The 26,311-nt window shown below is 60.8% G+C and carries 19 protein-coding genes; 7 read left to right on the top strand and 12 right to left on the bottom strand.

Annotated elements, in window-relative coordinates:
• Positions 1-23: 23 nt before the first annotated feature.
• The 6 genes from J9870_RS09605 to J9870_RS09580 form a co-directional block, all read right to left on the bottom strand.
• A complete protein-coding gene (locus J9870_RS09605) occupies positions 24-548 on the bottom strand; it encodes a DUF6586 family protein (RefSeq protein WP_210643674.1) in 525 nt (174 codons plus the stop codon).
• 209 nt (positions 549-757) lie between these two features.
• Positions 758-3,370 carry a type I DNA topoisomerase gene (gene topA / locus J9870_RS09600; protein WP_210643673.1) on the bottom strand — a complete coding sequence of 871 codons (2,613 nt, stop codon included), beginning with the start codon at positions 3,368-3,370 and terminating at the stop codon, positions 758-760.
• A 115-nt stretch (positions 3,371-3,485) separates the two neighbouring features.
• On the bottom strand, positions 3,486-3,722 hold the full coding sequence (locus tag J9870_RS09595) for a DUF1653 domain-containing protein (RefSeq protein WP_135844527.1): 237 nt from the start codon (positions 3,720-3,722) through the stop codon (positions 3,486-3,488).
• 108 nt (positions 3,723-3,830) lie between these two features.
• A complete protein-coding gene (gene fadA, locus J9870_RS09590; protein WP_210643672.1) occupies positions 3,831-5,006 on the bottom strand; it encodes an acetyl-CoA C-acyltransferase FadA in 1,176 nt (391 codons plus the stop codon).
• 30 nt (positions 5,007-5,036) lie between these two features.
• Positions 5,037-7,184 (bottom strand): fatty acid oxidation complex subunit alpha FadB, encoded by a 2,148-nt coding sequence (gene fadB / locus J9870_RS09585; RefSeq protein WP_210643671.1) that lies wholly within the window; start codon positions 7,182-7,184, stop codon positions 5,037-5,039.
• Positions 7,185-7,790: 606 nt separating this feature from the next.
• The gene (locus tag J9870_RS09580) at positions 7,791-8,228 is read right to left on the bottom strand and encodes a hypothetical protein (RefSeq protein ID WP_210643670.1); all 438 of its coding nucleotides are present in this window, start codon (positions 8,226-8,228) and stop codon (positions 7,791-7,793) included.
• Positions 8,229-8,337: 109 nt separating this feature from the next.
• On the opposite strand from J9870_RS09580, the gene J9870_RS09575 reads away from it, so the two are divergent.
• A complete protein-coding gene (locus tag J9870_RS09575) occupies positions 8,338-8,778 on the top strand; it encodes a universal stress protein (protein ID WP_210643669.1) in 441 nt (146 codons plus the stop codon).
• Positions 8,779-8,885: 107 nt separating this feature from the next.
• On the opposite strand, the gene J9870_RS09570 is transcribed toward J9870_RS09575, so the two are convergent.
• Positions 8,886-10,799, bottom strand: coding sequence for an ATP-binding cassette domain-containing protein (locus J9870_RS09570; RefSeq protein ID WP_210643668.1), 1,914 nt, complete (start codon positions 10,797-10,799; stop codon positions 8,886-8,888).
• Between the two features lie 213 nt (positions 10,800-11,012).
• On the opposite strand from J9870_RS09570, the gene J9870_RS09565 reads away from it, so the two are divergent.
• On the top strand, positions 11,013-12,941 hold the full coding sequence (locus J9870_RS09565; RefSeq protein WP_210643667.1) for a transglycosylase SLT domain-containing protein: 1,929 nt from the start codon (positions 11,013-11,015) through the stop codon (positions 12,939-12,941).
• 110 nt (positions 12,942-13,051) lie between these two features.
• On the opposite strand, the gene J9870_RS09560 is transcribed toward J9870_RS09565, so the two are convergent.
• A complete protein-coding gene (locus J9870_RS09560) occupies positions 13,052-14,824 on the bottom strand; it encodes an ABC transporter transmembrane domain-containing protein (RefSeq protein WP_210643666.1) in 1,773 nt (590 codons plus the stop codon).
• A 257-nt stretch (positions 14,825-15,081) separates the two neighbouring features.
• Between J9870_RS09560 and J9870_RS09555 the strand changes: the two genes are divergently transcribed.
• Positions 15,082-15,261, top strand: a complete 180-nt coding sequence (locus tag J9870_RS09555) for a PA1571 family protein (protein ID WP_003199629.1) — start codon at positions 15,082-15,084, stop codon at positions 15,259-15,261.
• Positions 15,262-15,361: 100 nt separating this feature from the next.
• On the opposite strand, the gene pdxB is transcribed toward J9870_RS09555, so the two are convergent.
• Positions 15,362-16,504: a 4-phosphoerythronate dehydrogenase PdxB gene (gene pdxB, locus J9870_RS09550; protein ID WP_210643665.1), complete on the bottom strand. Its 1,143-nt coding sequence runs from the start codon at positions 16,502-16,504 to the stop codon at positions 15,362-15,364.
• 285 nt (positions 16,505-16,789) lie between these two features.
• Between pdxB and J9870_RS09545 the strand changes: the two genes are divergently transcribed.
• A complete protein-coding gene (locus J9870_RS09545; protein WP_281728961.1) occupies positions 16,790-18,193 on the top strand; it encodes an MATE family efflux transporter in 1,404 nt (467 codons plus the stop codon).
• Here the strand turns inward: J9870_RS09545 and tusA are convergent.
• The gene (gene tusA / locus J9870_RS09540; protein WP_003183455.1) at positions 18,190-18,441 is read right to left on the bottom strand and encodes a sulfurtransferase TusA; all 252 of its coding nucleotides are present in this window, start codon (positions 18,439-18,441) and stop codon (positions 18,190-18,192) included. The two genes, J9870_RS09545 and tusA, sit on opposite strands and share 4 nt — an antisense overlap.
• Positions 18,442-18,625: 184 nt before the next feature.
• Complete coding sequence (gene rlmM / locus J9870_RS09535; RefSeq protein WP_210643664.1) at positions 18,626-19,699, bottom strand: 23S rRNA (cytidine(2498)-2'-O)-methyltransferase RlmM; 1,074 nt, start codon at positions 19,697-19,699, stop codon at positions 18,626-18,628.
• A gap of 172 nt (positions 19,700-19,871) precedes the next feature.
• Here rlmM and acnA point away from each other — a divergent pair, with 172 nt between their 5' ends.
• The 3 genes from acnA (at position 19,872) to J9870_RS09520 (ending at position 25,423) form a co-directional block, all read left to right on the top strand.
• On the top strand, positions 19,872-22,613 hold the full coding sequence (gene acnA / locus J9870_RS09530) for an aconitate hydratase AcnA (RefSeq protein ID WP_210643663.1): 2,742 nt from the start codon (positions 19,872-19,874) through the stop codon (positions 22,611-22,613).
• Positions 22,614-22,978: 365 nt separating this feature from the next.
• Positions 22,979-23,767 carry a CPBP family intramembrane glutamic endopeptidase gene (locus J9870_RS09525; RefSeq protein ID WP_210643662.1) on the top strand — a complete coding sequence of 263 codons (789 nt, stop codon included), beginning with the start codon at positions 22,979-22,981 and terminating at the stop codon, positions 23,765-23,767.
• Positions 23,768-23,857: 90 nt separating this feature from the next.
• On the top strand, positions 23,858-25,423 hold the full coding sequence (locus J9870_RS09520; protein WP_210643661.1) for a PAS domain-containing methyl-accepting chemotaxis protein: 1,566 nt from the start codon (positions 23,858-23,860) through the stop codon (positions 25,421-25,423).
• Between the two features lie 171 nt (positions 25,424-25,594).
• Here J9870_RS09520 and J9870_RS09515 read toward each other — a convergent pair whose 3' ends face one another.
• A complete protein-coding gene (locus J9870_RS09515) occupies positions 25,595-26,287 on the bottom strand; it encodes an alpha/beta family hydrolase (RefSeq protein ID WP_210643660.1) in 693 nt (230 codons plus the stop codon).
• Positions 26,288-26,311 lie beyond the last annotated feature (24 nt).

Here is a 26,311-nt window from a genome sequence, read left to right as displayed (position 1 = left end):
ATCAGAACGGGTTGAAGGAAAACTCAGCACTCGTTCAACCCTTCACGAAAGCGAATCGCCAGGCTTTTCAGGTTCTGGCGCCAGCTCTCCAGCTCCTCCTGGCTCAGCTCCTGCTCGGGTTCCTGCTCATCCAGATTGACCGCAACGATCAACGGTTGGGTCACATCGCCCTTGGGTTTGCGAGGGGCCCGCGGCGGCTCGAACAGCGCCGCGTGGGCTGCCAGCAGCCTGGCCAGCCAGGTTTCCGGATTGTGGGCCAGCTCGACCATCTCGGCCAGCTCGGGGATGGCGATGGTATCCAGCACTTCCCGGGTCAACAGCAGCTCGGCCCGTGGCGCATTCGCTTGTGGCAGACGATAGAAACCGGCAATTTCATGGCACAACCCCAACAACGCACCGTACAGATGAAACAGCGCGGACTCACGTCCTGCCTGGATCAGCGCAGGGGAATTCATCGCACGCCCATCCTCCGCCCTGGCGAGCGCCTCGAGCGACAAGCCGGCGAAATAAATTTTCTGATTGGTGCGGGTGTAGAGTTCGTGGGCCATGGTGGCTTCTCCCCAACGAAATAAAAGCTTCACGCAGGTGCGACAGTGTCGTGGATCAACCGAGGCCACTGCAAGCCAAAAACCAGAAGGCCGCATGAAAACATGCGGCCTTCTGTTCACTTGGGGCTTGTTGGGGACGGCTACGCCGTCCAGCGGGAGCAAGCTCCCTCGCCACAGGAAGCCTCCCTACCTCAGACAAGCCCCGGCGATCAGCGCTTGTCTTCAACCGTCCATTTACCGCCGTCGTAGTACGCCTTCCAGCCGGTAGGCTTGCCGTCGACTTCGGTCTGCACGTACTGCTCCTTGGTCTTGCGGCTGTAGCGAATGACCGCCGGGCGCCCTTCCGGATCCTTTTGCGGTGCTTCGCAAAGGAAATGGTACTTAGGATCGATCTCGCTCTTATGCGGCAGGATTTCCATCACCAGCGGCGCTCGAGTCTCGCGGTTTTTCGGGAACTGACTGGCCGCCAGGAACAGGCCAGATGCCCCGTCACGCAGGATATAGGTGTCGTTGACCTTCTCGCACTTGAGTTCCGGCATCTTCACCGGATCCATTTTCGGCGGTGCCGCGTCACCGCTCTTGAGCAGTTTGCGGGTGTTCTTACAGGTCGGGTTGGTGCAGCCGAAGAACTTGCCGAAGCGACCAGTCTTGAGCTGCATCTCGCTGCCGCACTTATCGCATTCCAGGCTCGGGCCTTCATAGCCCTTGATGCGATAGCTGCCCTCTTCAATCTCGTAGCCGGCGCAGTCCGGGTTGTTACCACAGATGTGCAACTTGCGCTTTTCATCCAGCAGGTAAGCATCCATCGCCGTGCTGCAGATCGGGCAGCGGTGCTTGCCACGCAATACCAGGGATTCCGACTCGCCCTCGTCGTCCGCAGCGATTTCGTCGCCCGGCACCAGGTTGACTGTCGCCTTGCAGCGCTCCTTGGGTGGCAGGCTGTAGCCCGAGCAACCGAGGAAGACACCGGTCGATGCCGTGCGGATCTGCATCGGACGACCGCAGGTCAGACACGGAATGTCGGTCATGACCGGCTGGTTGGCCCGCATGCCGTTGTCAGGGCTTTCAGCCACTTCGAGTTTTTTCTTGAAGTCGCCGTAGAACTCGTCGAGGACATTCTTCCAGTCCCGTTCGCCCTGGGCCACATCGTCGAGGTTCTCTTCCATACCGGCGGTGAAGCCGTAGTCCATCAGGTTCGAGAAACTCTCGGACAGACGCTCAGTGACAATGTCACCCATCTTTTCCGAATAGAAACGACGGTTGTGCAGCGCCACGTAACCGCGATCCTGGATGGTGGAAATGATCGCCGCGTAGGTCGAAGGACGACCGATGCCACGCTTTTCCATTTCCTTGACCAGGCTGGCTTCCGAATAACGGGCCGGCGGCTTGGTGAAGTGCTGGGTCGGATCAAGCTTGATCAGCTTCATCACATCGCCCTGGGCCATGTCCGGCAGAACGTCGTCGTCCCCAGGCTTGGTGATTTGCGGCATCACGCGGGTGTAGCCGTCGAACTTCAGAATGCGGCCCTTGGCGCGCAGCTCGAAGTCGCCAGCACCGACGCTTACGGTAGTCGACAGGTATTGCGCCGGCAGCATCTGGCAGGCCAGGAACTGGCGCCAGATCAGTTCGTAGAGGCGCTCAGCATCGCGCTCCATGCCCGACAATTTGCTTGGCTCGGTGTTGGCGTCAGACGGACGAATCGCTTCGTGAGCCTCTTGTGCGCCTTCCTTGCTGCTGTAGACGTTCGGCGTGTCCGGCAGGTATTTCTTGCCGAACTCGCTTTCTATATAAGTGCGCGCCATCGTCACGGCATCAGCCGAGAGGTTGGTCGAATCGGTACGCATATAGGTGATGTAGCCGGCTTCGTACAGACGCTGGGCCATCATCATGGTTTTCTTTACGCCAAAGCCCAGGCGGTTGCTCGCGGCCTGTTGCAGCGTGGAAGTAATGAACGGTGCGGACGGCTTGCTGCTGGTCGGTTTGTCTTCGCGCTTGACGATGCTGTAGCTGGAAGCCTTGAGCTTCTCCAGGGCAGCCATGGCCTGGGCTTCGTTGAGCGGTTTGAAGGCTTCGCCCTTCTCCCGAGCCACGTCGAAGCGCACGGTGGCGCCCTTGGCGGTACCGAGGTCGGCGTGGACTTCCCAATACTCTTCAGGGATGAACGCGCGGATCTCCCGCTCGCGTTCCACCACCAGCTTCACCGCGACCGATTGCACGCGACCGGCAGACAGGCCGCGGGCGATCTTGGCCCAGAGCAGTGGCGAAACCATGTAGCCCACCACGCGATCGAGAAAACGACGCGCTTGCTGGGCGTTGACCCGATCGATGTCCAGCTCGCCTGGCTGGGAAAAGGCTTCCTGGATAGCCTTCTTGGTGATTTCGTTGAACACCACGCGCTTATAGCGGCTGTCATCCCCACCGATGGCTTCGCGCAGGTGCCAGGCAATGGCTTCCCCTTCGCGGTCCAAGTCCGTCGCGAGATAGATGGTGTCGGCATCCTTGGCGAGCCGACGCAGCTCTTCGATGACCTTTTCCTTGCCCGGGAGGATCTCGTACTTGGCTTTCCAGCCATGTTCCGGATCGACACCCATGCGTGAGACGAGCTGCTTGCGCGCCTTGTCCTTGGGCGACAGCGCCGGCGCTTCACCGGCAGCAGCCTTGCCGCGCTTGGCGGCAGGCTCCTTGCTGGCGCTAGCCGAACCGCTGGTGGGCAGGTCTCGGATATGGCCGATACTCGACTTCACCACGTATTGGTTGCCCAGATACTTGTTGATGGTCTTGGCCTTAGCCGGGGATTCCACAATGACCAGCGATTTGCCCATGGATCAGAAAATTCCTGAATTCTAAAAAGTGAAAGGCGGTTGGCGCCTGACGCGGCACCGCTATATATAGTGGCTACAAGGTGAGGTCAAGCGCAGGGTTTCCCGCAGACTGCCCTCAAGGCTTGGAAAAAAGGCTCTCTTCGGCCTGCACCAAAGCAAAGCGCGGCACCTGTTCGCCGTCAACCTCGACGGACTCTTCGAACATGCTCAAGGGCCTCACCCAAAAGCCGTAATCGCCATACAGGGCTTGATAGAAGACCACTTCTTCCTCGGTCTCGGAGTGCCGCGCGATACTGAATACGCGGTACTGCGGACCTTTGTAATGTTGGTAGAGCCCAGGTTGTATCGGCATGCTTTGGCCCTCACTGAAATCTTTTCAAAATAAAAACAAAATCTTTTCTACTAAACCCGGAAAAACAAAAACCGGGGCACTTGGCCCCGGCTTCCATCAACGCAACGCTTAGACGCGTTCGAAGACAGTGGCGATGCCCTGGCCGAGGCCAATGCACATGGTGGACACCCCAAAGGTGCCGCCGTTCTGCTTCATGACGTTGAGCAAGGTGCCGGAGATACGCGCACCGGAGCAACCGAACGGGTGACCCAGGGCGATCGCGCCGCCGTGCAGGTTAACCTTCTCGTTCATCTTGTCGAGCACTTTCAGATCTTTCAGCACGGGCAGGGCCTGTGCAGCGAAAGCTTCATTGAGTTCGAAGAAGTCGATATCGGATATGCCAAGGCCTGCACGCTTCAAGGCTTTCTGCGTGGCCGGTACCGGACCATAGCCCATGATCGCCGGGTCCACACCCGCCACGGCCATCGAACGAATCACCGCCATCGGCTGGATACCCAGGTCCTGGGCGCGCTGGGCCGACATCACGATCATGCACGACGCGCCGTCGGTGATCTGCGACGAGGTACCCGCTGTCACGGTGCCGCCCTTGGGATTGAAGGCCGGCTTGAGGGCCGCCAGGCTTTCCAGGGTGGTTTCCGGACGAATGGTTTCATCGTAGTCGAACAGCTTCAGGAAGCCATTCTCGTCGTAACCCTGCATCGGGATGATCTCATCCTTGAACTTGCCTTCCACGGTCGCCTTGTGGGCGAGCTGGTGGGAGCGCACGCCGAAGGCGTCCTGCTGTTCGCGGGTGATACCGTGCATTTTGCCGAGCATTTCCGCAGTCAGACCCATCATGCCCGAGGCTTTCGCCGCGTACAGCGACATGTGCGGGTTCGGATCGACACCGTGCATCATGCTCACGTGGCCCATGTGCTCGACACCGCCGACGACGAACACGTCACCGTTGCCGGTCATGATCGCCTGGGCTGCGGTGTGCAGCGCGCTCATGGACGAACCGCACAGGCGGCTGACAGTCTGGCCGGCCGCGGTGTGAGGAATCTGGGTCATCAGCGAGGCCATGCGGGCGATGTTCCAGCCCTGCTCCAGGGTCTGGTTCACACAGCCCCAGATCACGTCTTCGACTTCGTTGGGGTCGACCTTGACGTTGCGTTCCAGCAGCTTGCTGATCAGGTGCGCCGACATGTCTTCGGCGCGGGTATTGCGGTGCATGCCGCCCTTGGAGCGGCCCATCGGTGTACGACCGAAGTCGACAATCACGACGTCTCTAGGATTCAAGCTCATAAATGTTCTCTCGCTCTAGTCGTTGGGCGCTTAACCGAAGAAGCTCTGGCCGTTCTTGGCCATCTCACGCAGCTTCGCGGTTGGGTGGTACAGCGCGCCCAAATCAGCGTACTGGTCAGCCAGGGCAACGAACTCGGCCACACCGATCGAATCGATGTAGCGCAGCGCACCGCCACGGAATGGAGGGAAACCGATACCGTAGACCAGACCCATGTCGGCTTCGGCGGCGGTTTCGACAATGCCGTCTTCCAGGCAACGCACGGTCTCGAGGCACAACGGGATCATCATCCAGTTGATGATGTCCTCGTCGGTGACTTCGCGCTGCTCGTAGACGATCGGCTTGAGCACTTCCAGCACCGACGAGTCGGCCACCTTCTTTTGCTTGCCGCGCTTGTCGGTCTCATAGGCGTAGAAGCCCTTGCCGTTCTTCTGGCCCAGGCGCTTGGCTTCGTAGAGCACGTCGACGGCCGAACGACGGTCGTCTTTCATGCGGTCCGGGAAGCCTTCCGCCATGACATCGCGACCGTGGTGGCCGGTGTCGATGCCGACCACGTCCATCAGGTACGCAGGGCCCATCGGCCAGCCGAATTTTTCCATGATCTTGTCGATGCGCACGAAGTCCACACCGGCACTGACCAGCTTGGCGAAGCCGCCGAAATACGGGAACAGCACGCGGTTGACCAGAAAGCCCGGGCAATCGTTGACGACGATCGGGTTCTTGCCCATCTTCTTGGCGTAGGCCACGGTGGTGGCAATCGCCAGCTCACTGGACTTCTCGCCACGGATCACTTCCACCAGCGGCATCATGTGCACCGGGTTGAAGAAGTGCATGCCGACGAAGTTTTCCGGACGCTTGAGGGCCTTGGCCAGCAGCGAAATGGAAATGGTCGAGGTGTTCGACGCGAGGATGGTGTCCTCTTTGACCTTGTCTTCGACTTCAGCCAGTACCGCTTGCTTGACCTTCGGATTTTCGACAACCGCTTCGACCACCAGGTCGACATGGCCGAAATCGCCGTAGGAAAGGGTCGGACGAATGCCATTGAGCACTTCGGCCATCTTCGCAGCGGTCATGCGACCTTTGTCGACGCGGCCCACCAGCAGCTTCGCGGCTTCGGCCAGGCCCTGCTCGATCCCGTGCTCGTTGATGTCTTTCATCAGGATCGGCGTACCTTTGGACGCCGACTGGTAGGCGATACCACCCCCCATGATGCCGGCGCCAAGTACGGCGGCCTGCTTCACATCACGGGCGATTTCGTCGTAGGCCTTGGCCTTTTTCTTCAGTTCCTGGTCATTGAGGAACAGACCGATCAGGCTTTGCGCTGCCGAGGTCTTGGCCAGCTTGACGAAACCAGCGGCCTCGACTTCCAGGGCTTTGTCGCGACCGAAGCTCGCAGCTTTCTGGATGGTCTTGATCGCTTCGACCGGCGCCGGGTAGTTCGGGCCTGCTTGACCGGCGACGAAACCCTTGGCGGTTTCGAAGGCCATCATTTGTTCGATGGCGTTGAGCTTGAGCTTTTCCAGCTTCGGCTGACGCTTGGCCCTGTAGTCGAACTCGCCGCTGATGGCGCGCTTGATCGTTTCAAGGGCCGCTTCCTGGAGTTTGCCTGGCTCGACCACCGCATCCACGGCGCCGACCTTCAGCGCGTCTTCAGCGCGGTTTTCCTTGCCTGCGGCAATCCATTCGATGGCGTTGTCGGCACCGATCAGGCGCGGCAGGCGCACGGTGCCGCCGAAGCCCGGGTAGATGCCCAGCTTGACTTCCGGCAGGCCGATCTTGGCCGTGGTGGACATGACGCGGTAATCCGCGGCCAGGCACATTTCCAGGCCACCACCCAGGGCGATGCCATTGATGGCCACGACGGTCGGTACGTTGAGGTCTTCGAAGTCGCTGAAAATACGGTTGGCTTCGAGGTTGCCAGCGATCAGTTCGGCATCGGGCAGCTTGAAGTTATCGACGAATTCGGTGATGTCGGCGCCGACGATGAAGACGTCCTTGCCGCTGCTGACGATCACACCCTTGATCGAAGCATCTGCCTTGATAGTGTCCACAGCCTGACGCAATTCATTCAGGGTTAGACGGTTGAACTTGTTGACGGACTCACCCTTGAGATCGAACTTCAGTTCGACGATGCCACTTTCAAGAGCCTTAACCGTGATGGCTTTACCTTCGTAAATCATCAACTGATCTCCACGATATGGAAGCTGAACAGTACACGTTGAACGCTGACTGCTGGTTCGGCATTGACGTTACCGCCGATGCTACGCCAATCCGCCAGGCACACCCGTCAACGCGATAGTCGGGGTTCTGTAGGAGCATTCTGAAAATACAAACGCTCAATTCATACGCCCGTTTGATTTGGGTACGTCACCTTCACGGAATTTCCGACAATTGTCAATCGCCCTAAACAGGGGCTTGAACGCGACTTTCCGGTCATTTCCGTACTGCACGGATCCGCAACACGGCGCTGCATGAGCAGCCATTCATAGAATCAATAATTAGAAAAGTCGCCCTAATTCCAGGCACAACTGATTCAGCCGACTACGCTGTCCGGAGTGCAACTGGATATTCGGAGCAAGGGACGTTGCGAACGAACGCCCCGGACATCAAACTGGTTACCGGCCTGCCTGGCCAACCCGCCCGATGAAACTGTCGGGCTTTTTTATGCCCGTAGGAACTGCCGAAGGCTGCGATCTTTGATTTTCACTTGAGACTCAATCGAGCGTAGAAAGATCGCAACCTCGCTTGGCTCGACAGCGCCTACCGGAGAGTTCAGGCCAGAAGATTCAGGCCAGCGCCTTCAAAACCTCGGCAATGTCCTGCAAAACACTGGCTTCACCCTTCTCGCCCCAATACAAGGCGATCATTTGCCGGTCGGCTTCGACCTTGTAGACGTTAGCCGGCAATTTTTCGAAATGATTGAGCAATGCCTCCTCCTGACAGACTTCCCGCCATTGGTTGACCCACACGCCCGGCGCAGTCTGCCAATAACTCCAGACCGCCGGTTGCTTGCCGCGCCGGGGCCGGTGGTACTGCGCACAGGGGTTTGGAGGCTGCTGTCCTAGCCAGTGCGGCCACTCCTGCGGCGCCAGTTGCATGGCCAGCCCAAGGCGCCGCGCCTCCATGCGCAAGGCCATGCGACCGCTTTGGACACGCGACGGCCGCAACCATGCCAGGGGGCTTAACACCACCAACAGGATTGACACCACTATCCAGACCGTCATATTCGTATTCCCGAATTCTGATGAGCCCATTGAACGTTGACCCGCGTCGCCGTCAATGCGCTTGAAACCAGCCATACTTACCGTATCGCAATTCTCTGGAGTGTTTCCCATGTACTACCAACACATCCTGGTCGCCGTCGACCTCACTGAAGAATGCGATCCCGTCGTCAAGCGTGCTCGCGCTCTGTGCGACGACAGAGACACCAAACTGTCGCTGGTGCATATCGTCGAACCCATGGCCATGGCTTTCGGCGGTGACGTGCCGATGGACCTTTCCCAGTTGCAGCAACAACAATTCGATCAAGCCAAGGAGCGCCTGGACCGATTGATCGTGAAGTACCCCGACCTGAAAAAGGAAAACTGCCACCTGACCTACGGCCAGCCACGCCAGGAGATCCATCACCTGGCCAAGGAACAGGGCTGCGACCTGATCGTCGTCGGCAGCCATGGCCGCCACGGCTTGGCCCTGTTGCTGGGCTCTACCGCCAACGATGTATTGCACGGCGCGCCTTGCGATGTGCTGGCGGTGCATCTGGTCAAGCGCACATAAAACCTAACCCTGGGGGAGCGAGCAGGCTCGCGCCCACAAGGCATAGCGTTTTCAAATAGAAATCCCGACATTCATCGCTGAATGCCGGGATTCCTTGCACCGGCAGATCAAGCGTCCAGTTCAGCCCAGCGCTCGACCAGTGCATCCAACTCGGCCTGCAACTGCTCCAGGTGCGCGATCACCTTGGCGGTTTCGGTGGCGGGCCGCTGGTAGAACCCGGAATCGGCCATTTCGGCCTCCACCGCTGCGATCTGCTGTTCCTTCGCGTCGATATCACCCGGCAACGCTTCCAGCTCGCGCTGCAACTTGTAGCTGAGCTTCTTTTTCGCCGGGGCCGCCGCAGCGGCAACCGGGGCAGGCTCGGCCTTGACCACGGCCGAATTCAGGTCGGCCTTGCCGGACTTGCTCTCGGTCACTCCCAGAAGACGCGGCGAACCGCCCTGGCGCAGCCAATCCTGATAACCACCCACGTATTCGCGAACCAGGCCTTCGCCTTCGAACACCAGGGTGCTGGTGACCACGTTGTCGAGGAATGCCCGGTCGTGGCTGACCATCAGCACGGTGCCATTGAAGGTCAACAGCACCTCTTCCAGCAGCTCGAGGGTTTCCACGTCCAGGTCGTTGGTCGGTTCGTCGAGTACCAGCAGGTTCGCCGGCTTGCTGAACAGCTTGGCGAGCAACAGACGAGCACGCTCACCACCGGACAGCGCCTTGACCGGCGTACGGGCACGCTGGGGGCTGAAGAGGAAATCGCCAAGGTAGCTCAGAACATGGCGGCTCTGGCCATCGATATCGATGAAATCGCGACCTTCGGCAACGTTGTCGATCACTGTCTTTTCCAGGTCCAGCTGATGGCGTAACTGGTCGAAGTAGGCGACGTCGATCTTCGTGCCCTCTTCCACCGTGCCGCTGGTCGGTACCAGGCCGCCGAGCATCAGCTTGAGCAAGGTGGTCTTGCCGGTACCGTTGGCGCCCAGCAGGCCGATGCGATCGCCACGCTGCAGCACCATGGAAAAGTCCTTGATCAGGAACGGGCCGCCAGGGTGCGCGAAACTCACGTTCTCAAGCACCATTACTTGCTTGCCGGACTTGTCAGCGGTATCCAACTGAATGTTGGCCTTGCCGGTGCGCTCGCGACGCTCACTGCGTTCCATGCGCAAGGCCTTGAGCGCCCGTACGCGACCTTCGTTGCGGGTACGGCGCGCCTTGATACCCTGGCGAATCCAGACTTCTTCCTGGGCCAGTTTCTTATCGAACAGCGCGTTAGCGGTTTCTTCCGCCGCCAGCGCCGCTTCCTTGTGCACCAGAAAGCTGGCGTAGTCGCCGTTCCAGTCAATCAGGCCGCCGCGGTCCAGTTCGAGGATGCGGGTCGCCAGGTTTTGCAGGAAAGAACGGTCGTGGGTGATGAACAGCACCGCCCCCTGGAAATCCTTCAAGGCTTCTTCAAGCCAGGCGATGGCGCCGATATCCAGGTGGTTGGTCGGTTCGTCGAGCAGCAACAGGTCTGGCTCGGACACCAGGGCCTGGGCCAGCAGGACGCGGCGACGCCAGCCGCCGGACAACTCGGCGAGGGTCTTGTCGGCCGGCAGTTGCAAGCGGCTCAGGGTGCTGTCGACCAGTTGCTGCAGACGCCAGCCATCGCGGGCTTCGAGGTCGTGCTGCACGTGCATCAACTTGTCCAGGTCAGCGTCGGTGACGATGTTCTGGCTCAGGTGGTGATACTCGGCCAGCAGCGCGCCGACACCGTCCAGGCCTTCGGCGACCACGTCGAACACGGTCCGCTCGTCGGCCACCGGCAGTTCCTGGGGCAATTCGCCGATTTTCAGGCCTGGCGCGCGCCAGACCGAGCCGTCATCGGGCTTCTGATCGCCCTTGACCAGCTTCATCATGCTGGATTTGCCAGTGCCGTTGCGACCGATGATGCACACCCGCTCACCACGGGCGATCTGCCAGGACACCTTGTCCAACAACGGCATAGCGCCGAAAGCAAGGGACACATCGCTGAATTTGAGCAGGGTCATGAGCTTCTCCAAAAACCGGGCGCGCATTCTACCTGAGATGCGGCCTCAGGAGTCCGCCAATTTCGTCACCGAAGCACTCTGCACAACAAATCTTGCGAACTTGCGTAGACGGCCCTGCAAAGCTTTCGCCGGTTGCTGGCAAAAGGCTAAGCTACAGACAGTTACCCTGGGTTAACCCTTGGGCTTGTCATGTTTTTTCTGCCCGGACGTATCATGCGCAGTCGCCTTTTCAGTGCCATATCTTGCCTTTTCATCTGTGCCACTGCCGTTCAAACCGCTCAGGCGGTGGATATTTCAACCCAGCGCCAGTATTACGACGAGGCCAAGCGCGCCTTGGCCAAGGGTGATTCCGGCCCTTACTTCCGCTACAGCCAGGCCTTGCGCGATTACCCGCTGGAGCCGTACCTGGCCTATGACGAATTGACCGCCCGCCTAAAGACGGCGAGCAACGCCGAGATCGAGAAATTCCTCGCCGAGCACGGCGACCTGCCCCAGGCCAACTGGATGAAGCTGCGCTGGTTGCGCTGGCTGACCGAGCGTGGCGACTGGGACACCTTCGTCAAGTACTACGATCCCAAGCTCAATTTTACCGAATTGGACTGCCTCAACGCCCAGTACCAGCTCACCCACGGGCTGAAGGCCGAAGGTTACGCCAACACCGAGAAGTTGTGGCTCACCGGAAAATCCCAACCGCAGGCCTGCGATGCGTTGTTCGGCCTGTGGGCATCCCAGGGCCAGTTGACCGAACAGAAGCGCTGGGAGCGGGCGAAACTGGCCGCCCAGGCACGTAATTATCCATTGGCCAACAGCCTGGCCAGCGGCCTGACCACCCTCGCCCCCCGCGGCAAACTGCTGGTGGACGTCGCGCAAAAGCCCGAACTGCTCAATCAACCATCGCGCTTCATCCCCGCCGATGAGCCGATGTCCGATATCGTCAGTCTCGGCTTGCGCCGCCTGGCCCGCCAGGACCCGGACAAAGCCATGGCGTTGCTGGACGGCTATGCCAGCACCATGCATTTCTCCCGGGATGAAAAAGTCGCGATTGCCCGGGAAATCGGCCTGACCCTGGCCAAGCGCTTCGACGGTCGCGCCCTGGACGTGATGACCAAATACGACCCGGAACTGCGGGATGACACCGTTTCGGAGTGGCGCCTGCGCCTGCTGCTACGCCTGGCCCGCTGGGATGACGCCTACCAGTTGACCCGTCGCCTGCCCGAGTCGCTGGCCACCACCAACCGCTGGCGCTACTGGCAGGCCCGCACGCTGGAGTTGGCACAGCCACAGAATCCCGAAGCGCTGACGCTCTACAAGCATCTGGCCCGCGAACGAGACTTCTATGGTTTCCTCGCCGCCGACCGTTCCCAGTCGCCATACTCATTGGTTAACCAGCCGCTGGTGATGAGCCAGGCGCTGATCAACAAGGTTCGCAATACGCCGGGAGTACGTCGGGCCCTGGAGTTTCATGCCCGCGGGGAAATCGTCGACGGACGCCGTGAGTGGTATCACGTCAGCCGTCATTTCAACCGGGACGAAATGGTCGCCCAGGCGAAGCTGGCCTATGACCTGAAGTGGTATTTCCCGGCCATTCGCACCATCAGCCAGGCCAAATACTGGGACGACCTGGATATCCGCTTCCCGATGGCCCACCGCGAAACCCTGGTGCGTGAAGCCAAGGTCCGCGGCCTGCACTCAAGCTGGGTGTTCGCCATCACCCGCCAGGAAAGCGCCTTCATGGACGACGCCCGCTCTGGCGTCGGCGCCGCCGGCCTGATGCAGTTGATGCCCGGCACCGCCAAGGACACAGCGCGCAAATTCAACATTCCCCTGGCCTCGCCGCAGCAAGTGTTGAACCCCGACAAGAACATCCAGCTCGGCGCGGCTTACCTGAGCCAGGTCCACAGCCAGTTCAACGGCAACCGTGTGCTGGCCTCCGCCGCCTACAACGCCGGCCCCGCTCGAGTGCGCCAGTGGCTGCGTGGCGCCGATCACCTGAGCTTCGACGTATGGGTCGAAAGCATCCCGTTCGACGAAACCCGCCAATATGTGCAGAACGTGTTGTCATACTCGGTGATCTACGGCCAGAAGCTCAACTCACCGCAACCGCTGGTGGACTGGCATGAGCGGTACTTCGATGATCAGTGAGTGTTAGCGACAAGCTGCTCCTGAAAGCAAAATGCCCGTATCGAAAGATGCGGGCATTTTTTTGCTCGATTACTTGGTCGGTTACTGGACCTTGTGGGAGCGCACAGTCCTCAGTCAGTTGCCGACTCCAGGCCCACATTGAACTGCAACGCCGCCAACCGCGCATATAACGGGTTGCTGGCAACCAGCTCCTGATGGGTACCCACGGCAACCACTTTGCCCTGGTCCATCACAGCAATCCGGTCGGCGTTCTTCACCGTGGCCAAGCGGTGGGCGATGACCAGGGTGGTGCGGTTTTTCATCAGGTTGGGCAAGGCTTGCTGGATCAGGTGTTCACTTTGCGCGTCGAGGGCGCTGGTGGCTTCGTCCAGTAGCAGGATCGGTGCGTCCACCAGCAGCGCCCGGGCGATGGCCAGGCGCTGGCGTTGGCCGCCGGACAACCCGAGGCCACCGTCGCCCAGGTGGGTCTGGTAGCCGTCGGGCATTTTTTCGATGAAGTCGTGGGCGTGGGCGATCTGCGCCGCCTCACGCACCTGCTCGGACGTCGCGCCAGGGTTGCCATAGCGGATGTTCTCTTCGACCGTGCCGAAAAACAGCGCCGGGTTTTGCGAGACCAGGGCGAAATGGCGACGCAGGTCCAGCGGATCAAGTTGGGTCAGCGGCACCTCGTCGATGAAAATCTGCCCTTGTACCGGGTCGTAGAACCGCAGCAGCAGGTCATACACCGTTGACTTACCGGCGCCGGAAGGTCCAACCAGGGCAAGGGTCTCGCCTGCGTGGATGGTCAGGTCGAGGCCATCGACCGCGTAGCTGTCGGGTCGGGAAGGATAGGAAAAACGCACGCCTTCAAGGCGCAGATCGCCCCGGACCCGCTCAGGCAACGTCACGAGGCCTGAGGTCGGCGCCTGGATGATGTTTTGCGAACGGAGCAATTCGGCAATGCGCTCGGCCGCGCCGGCCGCTCGTTGCAACTCACCGATCACTTCGCTCAGGGTGCCAAAGGCACTGCCGACGATCAGGCTGTAGAACACGAAAGCCGCCAGCTCACCACCGGAAATCCGCCCGGCGATCACATCCATGCCGCCGACCCAGAGCATCACGCCCACCGCCCCCAGCACCAGCACGATCACCAGGGTGATCAGCCAGGCCCGCTGGGCGATGCGCTTGCGAGCGGTGTCAAAGGCCTGCTCCACCGTCACGGAAAAACGTTGTTCGTCCTGGACCTGATGATTGTAGGCCTGCACGGTTTTGATCTGGCCCAAGGTTTCGGAGACATAGCTGCCGACGTCGGCAATGCGGTCCTGGCTCTGGCGCGACAGGCTGCGCACCCGCCGGCCGAACACCAGGATCGGCGCCAACACCAGCGGCAAAGCGATCACGACAATGCTGGTGAGCTTAGGATTGGTGATGAACAGCAGCACGATGCCGCCAATCACCATCAACGCATTGCGTAAAAACAACGACAGCGACGAACCGATCACCGACTGCAACAGCGTCGTGTCGGCGGTCAGGCGCGACTGGATCTCCGAACTGCGATTGTTTTCGTAGAAGCCCGGGTGCAAGTACACCAGGTGATTGAAGACTTGCCGGCGGATATCGGCCACCACCCGCTCGCCGATCCACGACACCAGGTAGAAACGGGAAAACGTCCCGATCGCCAGGCCCACCACCAGCACCATGAACAGGCCGATGGACTGATTGAGCAGGTGCGGGGAACGGGTCATGAAGCCCTGATCCACTAGCAACCGAATGCCTTGGCCCATGGACAAAGTAATCCCGGCGGTAACAATCAGCGCCAGTAAAGCACCCACTACCTGCTTGCGATAAGGGGCAATGAAACCAGTGGCCAGGCGAATGGCCCGGCGTTGTTGGGAAGAGAGCATCAAGGACATCCGATAATGCAGCAGGAAAAGGCCGACCAGCGACAACGAAGCGTAGCGGAACCATCGTGAATCAGAATGAGTCAGGTTAAATATGACCGCAACGACTAGGGGCTAGATGTTATCGGTCTAAAGTCTGACTGGAAACGCAACTGTGTTTCTGATTGAGTGGAGCTGTCGCCATGAACCTACAAGGAGTGTCATGGCTCGGTCACCTGGCGACATTAAAGTAGGCACACAACCTGATGAGGAGACAGGCCATGTCCTTGCAACACAGCAGCGACGACAAGATTCAAGTGATCCGCACACAACCGGACCAGTCCCTGGGCTGCTCGTTCATCGATGCCCAAGGACGCGAAGTACCGATCACTGAAGACATGATCCAGAAGGCGTGCAGCGAACTGGAGAAACGACTGGTCAAACCTGCCGAACAAAAGTGATACAGCCCGTCTTCAATTGGACCCGACCCTGATGTCGGGTTTTTTATGCCTGAAAGGACGAGGCTGCCAGCGATCCCTGGCCTCGCCACAAAGGCGGCCTCTAGACGATAGTCGCACCCAGCGCGATAACGATCTGTTGCAAGGCCGGGCACGCCCCTTCGATGCGAACCTTCAAGCTGTCGATTTCCCGGCGTGGCGGATAGTGCTTGCGCAGGGCATCGAAGGCACTGCGCTGCTCGCCGACCGTCCCCACCAGGCTGCGACGAAAGTCCGCGTCGTCACGGCGCGGGTCGTACACGCCACGGCACAGCGTCGCCAGGGCCCAGGCCGGGTCGGTTTCGGCGTCCAGGGTAATACCGCCCAACCAGGGTCGCGGCAGCAAGTCGCTGAGGCTGACTTCAACTGGCTGATCCAGAAAACCGCACAAGGCTTCATAGATCTGCGCCGTGCCACGCTGGCGGCCATCGAGGCTGTAACCGGCAATGTGCGGCGTGGCGATCACGCACAGGTCCGCCAGGTCGACATCCACGGTCGGCTCCTGCTCCCAGACATCCAGTACCGCTTGCAGGTCTTCACGCTCCAGCAGCACCTCACGCAGGGCCGCATTATCGATCACCGGTCCGCGAGCCGCGTTGATCAGCCAGGTGCCGGGCTTGAGCTGGTTCAGACGCGCTTCGTCGAACAAGTGCCAGGTCGGTTGCTCACCGTCGCGGGTCAACGGGGTGTGCAGGCTGATGACGTCGCACTGTTCGATGATCTGCTCCAGGCTTACGTAATCGCCCCCCTCGGCGGCCTGACGCGGTGGGTCGCAGACTTTCACGGCCCAGCCAAGCCCCTTGAGCACCTCGATCAGCCGCCCGCCCACCTGGCCGGCACCGACTACGCCGAAGGTGCGTTGCTTGAGGTCCGCGCCTTCGATTTCAGCCAGGGTCATCAGGCTGCCCAGCACATAGTCCACCACGCCACGGGCATTGCAGCCCGGCGCACTGGCCCAGCGGATGCCGGCCTCGGCGAAATAATCCAGGTCCAGGTGATCGGTGCCAATGGTGCAGGTGCCGACGAAGCGCACCTTGCTGCCTTCCAGCAGCGCCCGATTGACCTGGCTGACCGAACGCACCAACAGCACATCGGCCTGCTCGACCATCGCCCGGTCGATGCCCCGCCCGGGTACTCGGCGGATTTCGCCGAAACCTTGGAAAAACGCATCAAGCAGGGGAATGTTTTCGTCAGCGACGATCAGCATGGCAGAGCTCCTTTGGCCGGGTGGGCAGTGTAGGCGTTCCGTTGGGCCTGTGCATTACCCGAAACGAATGATGTTGTGGCGAGGAGATTTATCCCCGTTGGGTACGCAGCCCCCCCCTGCGACTTTACGACTGTTGCGCAGTCGAGCGGGGATAAATCCCCTCGCCACAAAGTATTCGCAAGCCAGTTGAACGATTACAAATCCACAACACAGGTTTTTTCCTGACCACCGCGTCAAGGCGTAGAATCCGCCGCCTTGCGCTTAATCTTTTCGGACGCTTGCCTTGTGAACCCTGTGATCGACACCCCCACCACCCTCTCCCGCCCTGCCCGGATTCGCCTGGAGTTCAGGACGCTGCTGGCCCTGGCGCTGCCGATCATGGTGGCGCAACTGGCGACCACCGCCATGGGTTTTGTCGATGCGGTGATGGCCGGTCGCGTTGGCCCACGTGACTTGGCGGCAGTGGCATTGGGCAACTCGATCTGGGTGCCGGTGTTCCTGTTGATGACCGGCACGCTGCTGGCCACCACACCGAAAGTCGCCCAGCGCTTCGGTGCCGGTACGTTCGACCAGATCGGCCCGCTGGTGCGCCAGGCACTGTGGCTGGCGCTGGTGGTGGGGTTGATCGCGACACTGGCGCTGTTCTGCGCCGAGCCGATCCTGCACATCATGAATGTCGATCCTGAGCTGATCGGCCCGTGCATGGAATACCTGCACGGCATCGGCACCGGCCTGCCGGCGGTGGCGCTGTATCACGTGCTGCGCTGCTTCAGTGACGGGCTGGGTCGTACGCGCCCGGCGATGGTGTTGGGCTTGTGTGGGCTGGCGCTGAACATCCCGCTCAATTACATCTTCATTTACGGGCACCTGGGCGTGCCCGCCATGGGCGGCGTCGGTTGCGGCTGGGCAACAGCCATCGTCATGTGGGTCATGGTCCTGGGCATGGCCGGGTGGGCCAGGTGGGCACCGGCCTATCAGTCAAGCCGCTTGTTCGTCCGTTTCGACTGGCCGCAGTGGGCGGTCATCAAGCGCTTGCTGGGCATCGGCCTGCCGATTGGCATCGCGGTGTTTGCCGAGTCGAGTATTTTTGCGGTGATCGCGCTGCTGATCGGCAGCCTCGGCGCCACCGTGGTGGCCGGGCACCAGATCGCCCTGAACTTCAGTTCCCTGGTGTTCATGATCCCCTACTCCCTGGGCATGGCCGTGACGGTTCGGGTCGGCCAGGCGCTGGGGCGTGGCCAGCCTCGTGAAGCACGCTTCGCAGCGGGTGTGGGCATGGGTACGGCCCTGGCGTACGCCTGCCTGTCGGCGAGTTTGATGTTCAGCCTGCGTGGCCCCATTGCCGCGATCTATACCGCCGATCCGGTGGTCATCAACGTGGCGTCGATGCTGATCGTCTACGCGGCGCTGTTTCAGTTTTCCGATGCGATCCAGGTCACGGCGGCGGGCGCGTTGCGTGGTTACCAGGATACGCGGGTGACGATGATCCTGACGTTATTCGCCTACTGGGGCATTGGCCTGCCGGTGGGCTACACCCTGGGCCTGACCGACTGGCTCGGCGCGGCCAGCGGCCCGAGCGGGCTGTGGCAGGGCTTGATCGTAGGCTTGAGCTGCGCGGCGCTGATGCTGTCGATCCGCCTGACCCGCAGTGCGCGCAAGCAGATCCGTATCAGTCGCTCGACGGGTTAGGCGAGTTTCTTGCGGATCCAGTAGAGATAAGTGCCAGCTTCCTCTTGCTGCGCCACCAGTTCGTGGTCCAGGAACACACAAAACTTGGGGATGTCGCGGCGGGTCGATGGGTCGGTGGCAATCACCTTCAGCAGCCCGCCAGGCGCCAGGTCGCGGATGTGCTGATGCAGCATCATCACCGGTTCCGGGCAATTGAGGCCGGTGGCATCCAGCGTGCCGTCGACCGGCGTGTCGTTCATTTCACTCATGCTCTACTCCTGAAACTGGCCAGCATTGTCGCGCAATGTCGGCGTTCGGTCACCCTCTGGCTTAACGCCTGTGGGAGCGAGGTCACTCGCGATGGCGGTGGGTCAGCTTGCATCAATATTGAATGTGCCGACGTCATCGCGAGCAAGCTCGCGCCCACAGGAGGACTTCATTGCCTTTCGGGCGCTAGCGGGACTTGGGCTTTTTGCTGTCCAACCGTCGCAGATGGCACGTCACTTCCTCACGGTCGTGGTACAGCTGCTTGCAACCGATCTCGACCTTGATGCCCCGGGCCTTGAAGCCATCGGCAATGCGTTCGAGCAGGCGCTTGACCTCGGCATAGCGTTGTTTCATCGGCAGCTTGAGATTGACCACTGCCTCACGGCAATGCCCTTCGCCAATCCATTCTTCGAGCATCGCTGCGTTGCGCGCGGGCTTCTCGACGATGTCGCAAACCATCCAGTCCACCGGTTGCTTGGGCTTGAAGGTAAAACCGTCCGCCATCAGGTGCTGCACCAGGCCGGTGTCCATCAGGCTTTCGGCCATCGGTCCATTGTCGATGGCGGTCACCAGCATGCCACGGTTGACCAACTGCCAGGTCCAGCCGCCCGGCGCCGCGCCGAGGTCCACGCCGGTCATGTCGCTGTGCAGGCGTTCGTCCCACTGATCCCGAGGGATGAAGTGGTGCCAGGCCTCCTCAAGCTTGAGGGTGGAACGGCTCGGCGCTTCCCGTGGAAATTTCAGGCGGGGAATGCCCATGGGCCACATCGCCGAGTTATCGGATTCCGCCAGCCCCAGGAACACCTCGCGGCCACTCTTGAAGGTCAGCAGCAGACGCGGCTTGCGCGGGTCGTCCACCAACTTGCCAGCGCCGACCAGCGCCTTGCGCAAGGGGCCTTCGAACTTTTTGCAGAAGTTCGACAGTTCCTTGCCGTCGTTGGTGTCCACTACTTCCAGCCACAGGCTGCCGCAGGTCGGGAAAGCGGCCATGTGGGCCAGGATGACGCTGATGCGGTCGGTTTCCGGCAAATCGATGAAAGTGCCGCGCGCCCATTGGCGCGGAAAAATCAGTTCGGCGAAACGCAGGCCAGCCATCAGCCGCTCGGCGCCGTCGTCTTCGGTGCAGACAAATTCAGCGCAGGCACTGGCCGCCTTGGCCTTGGCGTAGCCGGCCACGTTAAGCCGGGCGGCATGTTCGGCGATCTCGGAGCAGACCTCGCCTTCGAAGCCTGGTCGGCAGTGCATGAAAAGCGTGTTCATTGAAACTCCGTAGCAAAGCCTGTCACGAAAACCGCCGCATGATAGCGGACTTCGGAACCCCGAACCTGCCCATAGAGTCCAGTGATTAGTCATCCGCTCAAAACAGGGCTAGGTTAAAGGCTCTGTCCGTCCCCTCAGTCCGTAGCCGTGCGGACTCAAAGGAGTGATTTCAATGCCGTCTCTCGATAGCCTGAAAACCCTTAAAACGCTGCAAGTCGATGCCAGGACTTACCATTACTTCAGTCTGCCCGACGCCGCCCGAAGCCTGGGCGACTTGGACAAACTGCCCATGTCGCTCAAAGTGCTGCTGGAAAACCTGCTGCGCTGGGAAGATGAAAAAACCGTCACCGGCACCGACCTCAAAGCCCTGGCCGGTTGGCTGAAGGAACGTCGTTCCGACCGCGAAATTCAATACCGCCCTGCACGGGTGCTGATGCAAGACTTCACCGGCGTTCCTGCGGTGGTCGACCTGGCTGCCATGCGCGCCGCCGTGGAAAAGGCCGGGGGCGACCCTCAGCGGATCAACCCGCTGTCGCCGGTGGACCTGGTGATCGACCACTCAGTGATGGTGGACAAGTTCGCCAGCAGCCAGGCGTTCGAGCAGAACGTCGACATCGAAATGCAGCGCAACGGCGAACGCTACGCCTTCCTGCGCTGGGGCCAGAGCGCCTTCGACAACTTCAGCGTGGTGCCGCCGGGCACTGGCATCTGCCACCAGGTCAACCTCGAATACCTGGGCCGTACTGTGTGGACCCGCGAAGAAGACGGTCGCACCTACGCCTTCCCGGACACCCTGGTGGGCACCGACTCCCACACCACTATGATCAACGGCCTCGGAGTGCTGGGCTGGGGTGTGGGCGGGATCGAGGCCGAAGCGGCGATGCTTGGCCAGCCCGTGTCGATGCTGATTCCCGAGGTCATCGGCTTCAAGCTCATCGGCAAACTGCGCGAGGGCATCACCGCCACCGACCTGGTGCTGACCGTCACACAGATGCTGCGCAAGAAAGGCGTGGTGGGCAAATTCGTCGAGTTCTATGGCGATGGCCTTGCCGATCTGCCTCTGGCCGACCGTGCCACCATCGCCAATATGGCCCCTGAGTATGGCGCCACCTGCGGCTTCTTCCCGGTGGACGACGTGACCCTGGATTACTTGCGCCTGTCCGGGCGGCCAGCGGAAACCGTGAAACTGGTGGAAGCTTATTGCAAGGCCCAGGGCCTGTGGCGCTTGCCCGGCCAGGAACCGGTGTTCACCGACACCCTGGAGCTGGACATGGGCAGCGTCGAGGCCAGTCTTGCCGGGCCGAAACGCCCTCAGGACCGGGTTTCGCTGCCCAATGTCGGCCAGGCTTTCAGTGACTTCCTGGGGCTGCAAGTCAAACCTACCAGCAAAGAAGAAGGTCGCCTGGAAAGCGAGGGTGGCGGTGGCGTCGCCGTGGGCAACGCCGACCAGGTGGGAGAAACCGAGTACGAATTCGAAGGCCACACCCACCGCCTGAAAAACGGCGCGGTGGTGATCGCCGCCATCACCTCCTGCACCAACACCTCCAACCCCAGCGTGATGATGGCCGCCGGGCTGCTGGCGAAAAAAGCCGTGGAAAAAGGCCTGACTCGCAAGCCTTGGGTCAAGAGTTCCCTGGCGCCAGGCTCCAAGGTGGTCACCGATTACTACAGGGCCGCCGGCCTGACCGAGTACCTGGACAAACTGGGATTCGCCCTGGTGGGCTACGGTTGCACGACGTGCATCGGTAACTCCGGGCCGTTACCGGAGCCGATCGAAAAAGCCATCCAGCAAGCCGATCTGACCGTGGCCTCGGTATTGTCGGGCAACCGCAACTTCGAAGGCCGGGTGCATCCGCTGGTGAAGACCAACTGGCTGGCCTCGCCGCCGCTAGTGGTCGCCTATGCCCTGGCCGGCACCGTGCGCATCGATATCAGCAGCGAGCCGCTGGGCAACGACCGGGACGGCAACCCGGTGTACCTGCGCGACATCTGGCCCAGCAGCAGGGAGGTGGCCGAGGCCGTGGCCCAGGTGAACACCAGCATGTTCCACAAGGAATACGCCGCCGTGTTTGCCGGTGACGAGCAATGGCAGGCCATCGAGGTGCCGCAAGCGGCGACTTACGTCTGGCAGGCCGACTCGACCTACATCCAGCACCCACCGTTCTTCGACGACATCGGCGGGCCGCCACCGGTCGTCAAGAATGTCGAGGGCGCCCGAGTCCTGGCCCTGCTGGGGGACTCGGTGACCACCGACCACATCTCCCCCGCCGGCAACATCAAGACCGACAGCCCCGCCGGACGCTATCTGCGCGAGCAGGGCGTCGAGCCGCGGGACTTCAACTCCTACGGTTCAAGACGCGGTAACCATCAGGTGATGATGCGCGGCACCTTCGCCAACATCCGCATTCGCAATGAAATGCTCGGTGGCGAAGAAGGCGGCAATACGATCTACATCCCCACCGGCGAAAAAATGCCAATCTATGACGCCGCCATGTCGTATCAGGCCGCCGGGACGCCGCTGGTGGTGATCGCCGGCCAGGAATATGGCACCGGATCCAGTCGGGACTGGGCAGCCAAGGGCACGAACCTGCTGGGGGTCAAGGCGGTGATCGCCGAAAGCTTCGAGCGCATCCATCGCTCCAACCTGGTGGGGATGGGCGTGCTGCCGTTGCAGTTCAAGCTCGACCAGAACCGCAAGAGCCTGAACCTCACGGGCAAGGAAACCCTGGACATCCTGGGCCTGAACGATGTCGAACTGACGCCGCGCATGAACCTGCCACTGGTCATCACCCGCGAGGACGGCAGCCAGGAGCGGATTGAAGTGTTGTGTCGGATCGACACCTTGAATGAAGTGGAATATTTCAAGGCCGGTGGGATTCTTCATTATGTGTTGCGGCAATTGATTGCCGGTTAAAAAGACCCGCCTCTTATGGCGAATGCAAGTCAGTGAAAGACAAGCCCCTCCCCTGTAGGAGCGGGCTTGCTCGCGATAGCGGTAGATCAGCCAACATCGATGTTGACTGACAAGCCCCTATCGCGAGCAAGCTCGCTCCCACAGGTTCTGCGGCTTCCTGACCGTTATCGCCCTCTAAACAGGCGGCGTTTTTGTATCGGTCTGCCTATAATCCCGCCGGCACTCACGGAACAGAGTCAGCCAACGGTCTGCCCCCCTACGCATAAATCTGCATGGATACAAAACGTGCTCTTTGCGCGATATGGCAGCGTCATAGACGCGGCGGCCACTTTCGCCCAAAGCTCTACCGCCTAAAAGGATGTTATATGCCCGCTCTACCCTGGCCATACCTGGCCCTGCTTTCCATCGGCTATTGCCTGGCCCTGGCCTACGGCCAGTTGGCCTGGACCGCCGTCATCTCAGTCGCGCTACTGCTGTTCGCCGGGTATGCCGTTCGCCAGCAACCCATGCCAATCGGCCGGTTTCTCGGTCACGTTCTGTTCGTGGTCATGGCCCTGGCGTTGGCCTTGCATTGGATGCCAGGCTTTTTCAATGGACGGGCAATCCCTGCGCAACGCTTGACCGATGATGCCGCGCCATTTGCCATGTACCTGAACCAGGACAAACCGCTGATCGGATTCTGGCTGCTGCTGGCCTGCCCCTGGATCGTCGGCCGGCGATCATTTCGCCTGTCGGTCTATGCCACGGCCCTGGGTCTGACGCTGAGCGCGGTACTGGCCCTCGGTGGGGCGATGTTGCTGGGCATGATCCACTGGGCACCGAAATGGCCGGATCACGCCTGGTTGTGGGTGCTGAATAATCTTTTATTGGTGACCTTGGTAGAGGAAGCGCTGTTTCGTGGCTACATTCAGGGAGGCCTGAGCCGTTACTTCAAACACCTGAGTTACGGCGACAACCTGGCGTTACTGCTGACATCGCTGCTGTTCGGCCTGGTGCACGTCGGCGCAGGCTGGCAATGGGTGCTGCTGTCGGGCCTGGCAGGGATCGGTTATGGCCTGGCTTATCGTTTTGGCGGCCTGGGCGCCGCGATTGCCACCCATTTTGGCCTCAACCTGCTTCATTTCGCCCTATTTACCTACCCGATGCTGGCGTGATAGCGACAGGGAAAAATAACTTCAACTAAAACCTGACAACGCCGACAACCTTTTCATAGCCTTTCAAAGCCTTTCGGATCTATACACACCATGCGCAACAATCAACCTGTCACACAACGCGAAAGGACCTTTCCGGCCCAGCAACGCTTGATTTCCACCACTGATACCAAGGGCGTGATCACCTACTGCAACGACGCGTTCGTAGAGATCAGTGGTTTTTCAAAGGAAGAGCTGATCCGTTCACCACACAACCTGGTGCGTCATCCCGATGTCCCGTCAGCTGTGTTCGCGCACATGTGGGGCACGCTCAAGCAAGGCTTGCCATGGATGGGCATCGTCAAGAACCGCAGCAAGAACGGTGACCATTACTGGGTCAACGCCTACGTCACGCCTGTTTTCGAAGGCAATCAGGTGGTCGGCTACGAGTCAGTGCGGGTCAAACCCACCGCCGAGCAGATCGCCCGGGCCGAAGCGCTCTATCAACGCATCAACCAAGGCAAGTCCGCGGTCCCGCGCAGCGACAAATGGGTACCCATGCTGCAGGATTGGCTGCCGTTTATCCTGGTCAGCCAACTGAGCTTCGTCGTTGGCGCGTTCTTGAACTCCCACTGGGGCTTTGCCCTGGCCGCCGTGTTGTCGGTACCCTTGGGACTCATGGGCCTGCAATGGCAGCAACGCGGCCTCAAGCGACTGCTGCGCTTGGCCGAGCAAACCACTTCCGACCCGCTGATCGCCCGGATGTACACCGACAGCCGCGGTGCCCAGGCGCGCCTGGAGATGTCGATTCTCAGCCAGGAGGCTCGCCTGAAAACCTGCCTGACCCGTCTGCAGGACACCGCCGAGCATCTTAACGCTCAGGCACGCCAATCCAACAAGCTGGCCCACGACAGCTCCAGTGGCCTGGAGCGCCAACGGGTGGAAACCGAACAGGTCGCCACCGCCGTCAATCAGATGGCCGCGACCACCCAGGAAGTCGCCAGCCACGTGCAGCGCACGGCCGATGCCACCCAGGAAGCCAATCGCCTGACCAGTCGTGGTCGCGATATCGCCGGGGAAACCCGCGAAGCCATCGAGCGCCTGTCGGTGGTGGTTGGCGAGACAGGCCAGACCGTGACCCAACTGGCCAAGGACAGCGACGAGATCGGTGGCGTGGTGGATGTGATCAAAGGCATCGCCGACCAGACCAACCTGCTCGCCCTCAATGCTGCCATCGAAGCGGCCCGAGCCGGGGAGATGGGCCGTGGCTTTGCCGTGGTTGCCGATGAAGTGCGGCAATTGGCGCAACGCACCAGCGAATCCACCGGGCAGATCCACGCCCTGATCGCCAAGCTCCAGCAAACCGCCACCAATGCCGTGCAGACCATGGACGCCGGCCACCGCCAGGCCGAAGAAGGCGTGGCGCGGGTCATGGAGGCGGACGCGGCGCTGGTGGGAATCAGCGAAGCAGTGGCCAACATCACCGATATGACCACACAGATCGCTGCCGCTACCGAAGAGCAGAGTTCGGTGGCCGAAGAGATCAGCCGCAACATCAGCAACATCTCGGAGCTGGCCGATCAGACCTCGGGCCAGGCCCACAGCTCGGCGCTGCTGAGCGAAGAACTGACCCGAACAGCCAATACGCAGTATTCATTGGTGGAGCGGTTTAACCGCTGATAGAGGTCTGTCTCCATAGAACCCGGACGGCGAAAGCTTCCGGGTTTTTTATTGCCTGGCAGGCCGCCATCGCGAGCAAGCTCGCTCCCACAGGGGAGCAAGGTTGCTCATTCAAATGCATTTTCAATTGTGGGAGCGGGCTTGCTCGCGAAGAGGCCGGGACAGGCGCTATCAATCCTGAAGAAGAAACGCCGCCACCTTGCCCGCAGCCGCCTCCAGATGCTGCTCATGACTGAACCCCGAAGCCTTCAACGGCTTCAAGTCATGATCCCCCGCCACCAGCCACATCACCTCGATGCTCGGTGACAGGGCATATCCCTGCACTGCCTCACGATTGCCCAGCGCATCGCGCTCGCCCTGGACGATCAAGGTTCGGGTCTTCAACGCCGCCAGGTGTTCGACCCGCGGTTTCTGCGGTTTGCCCACCGCATAGAAGGGATAGCCCAGGCACACCAGCGCATCGCAGCCCAACTCATCGGCGAGCAAACTCGCCATGCGCCCACCCATGGACTTGCCGCCGATGGCCAGCCGCCCAGCGACATAAGGCCGCACCGTGGCGTAGACCTCACGCCAGCACTCCAGCAGCTTCGGTGCCGGGTTGGGTGGGCGCTTGCCCCCATCCAGGCGCCGCTGGGCCATGTAGGGAAACTCGAAACGCAACACGTTGACGCCATGCGCGGCAAGGCGCGCAGCCATTTCATCCATGAAGCCGCTGTCCATCGGCGCACCGGCACCATGGGCCAGGACCAGGGTCGGCGCCTTGGCGCTGGCAACCGTTTGTCCGGCTGTCCATAACCAGCCGTGTTCGGCCACACATCGCGCCCATTGATCCCCGTCAATACTGGCCTTGTGCTGTTTGTCCATGCTGACCTCGCTTTTAGTCTGCCT

Source organism: Pseudomonas sp. Tri1 (genome assembly GCF_017968885.1).
In the GTDB taxonomy this organism is placed as follows: domain Bacteria; phylum Pseudomonadota; class Gammaproteobacteria; order Pseudomonadales; family Pseudomonadaceae; genus Aquipseudomonas.
This window is presented reverse-complemented; position numbering and strand designations above follow the sequence as displayed.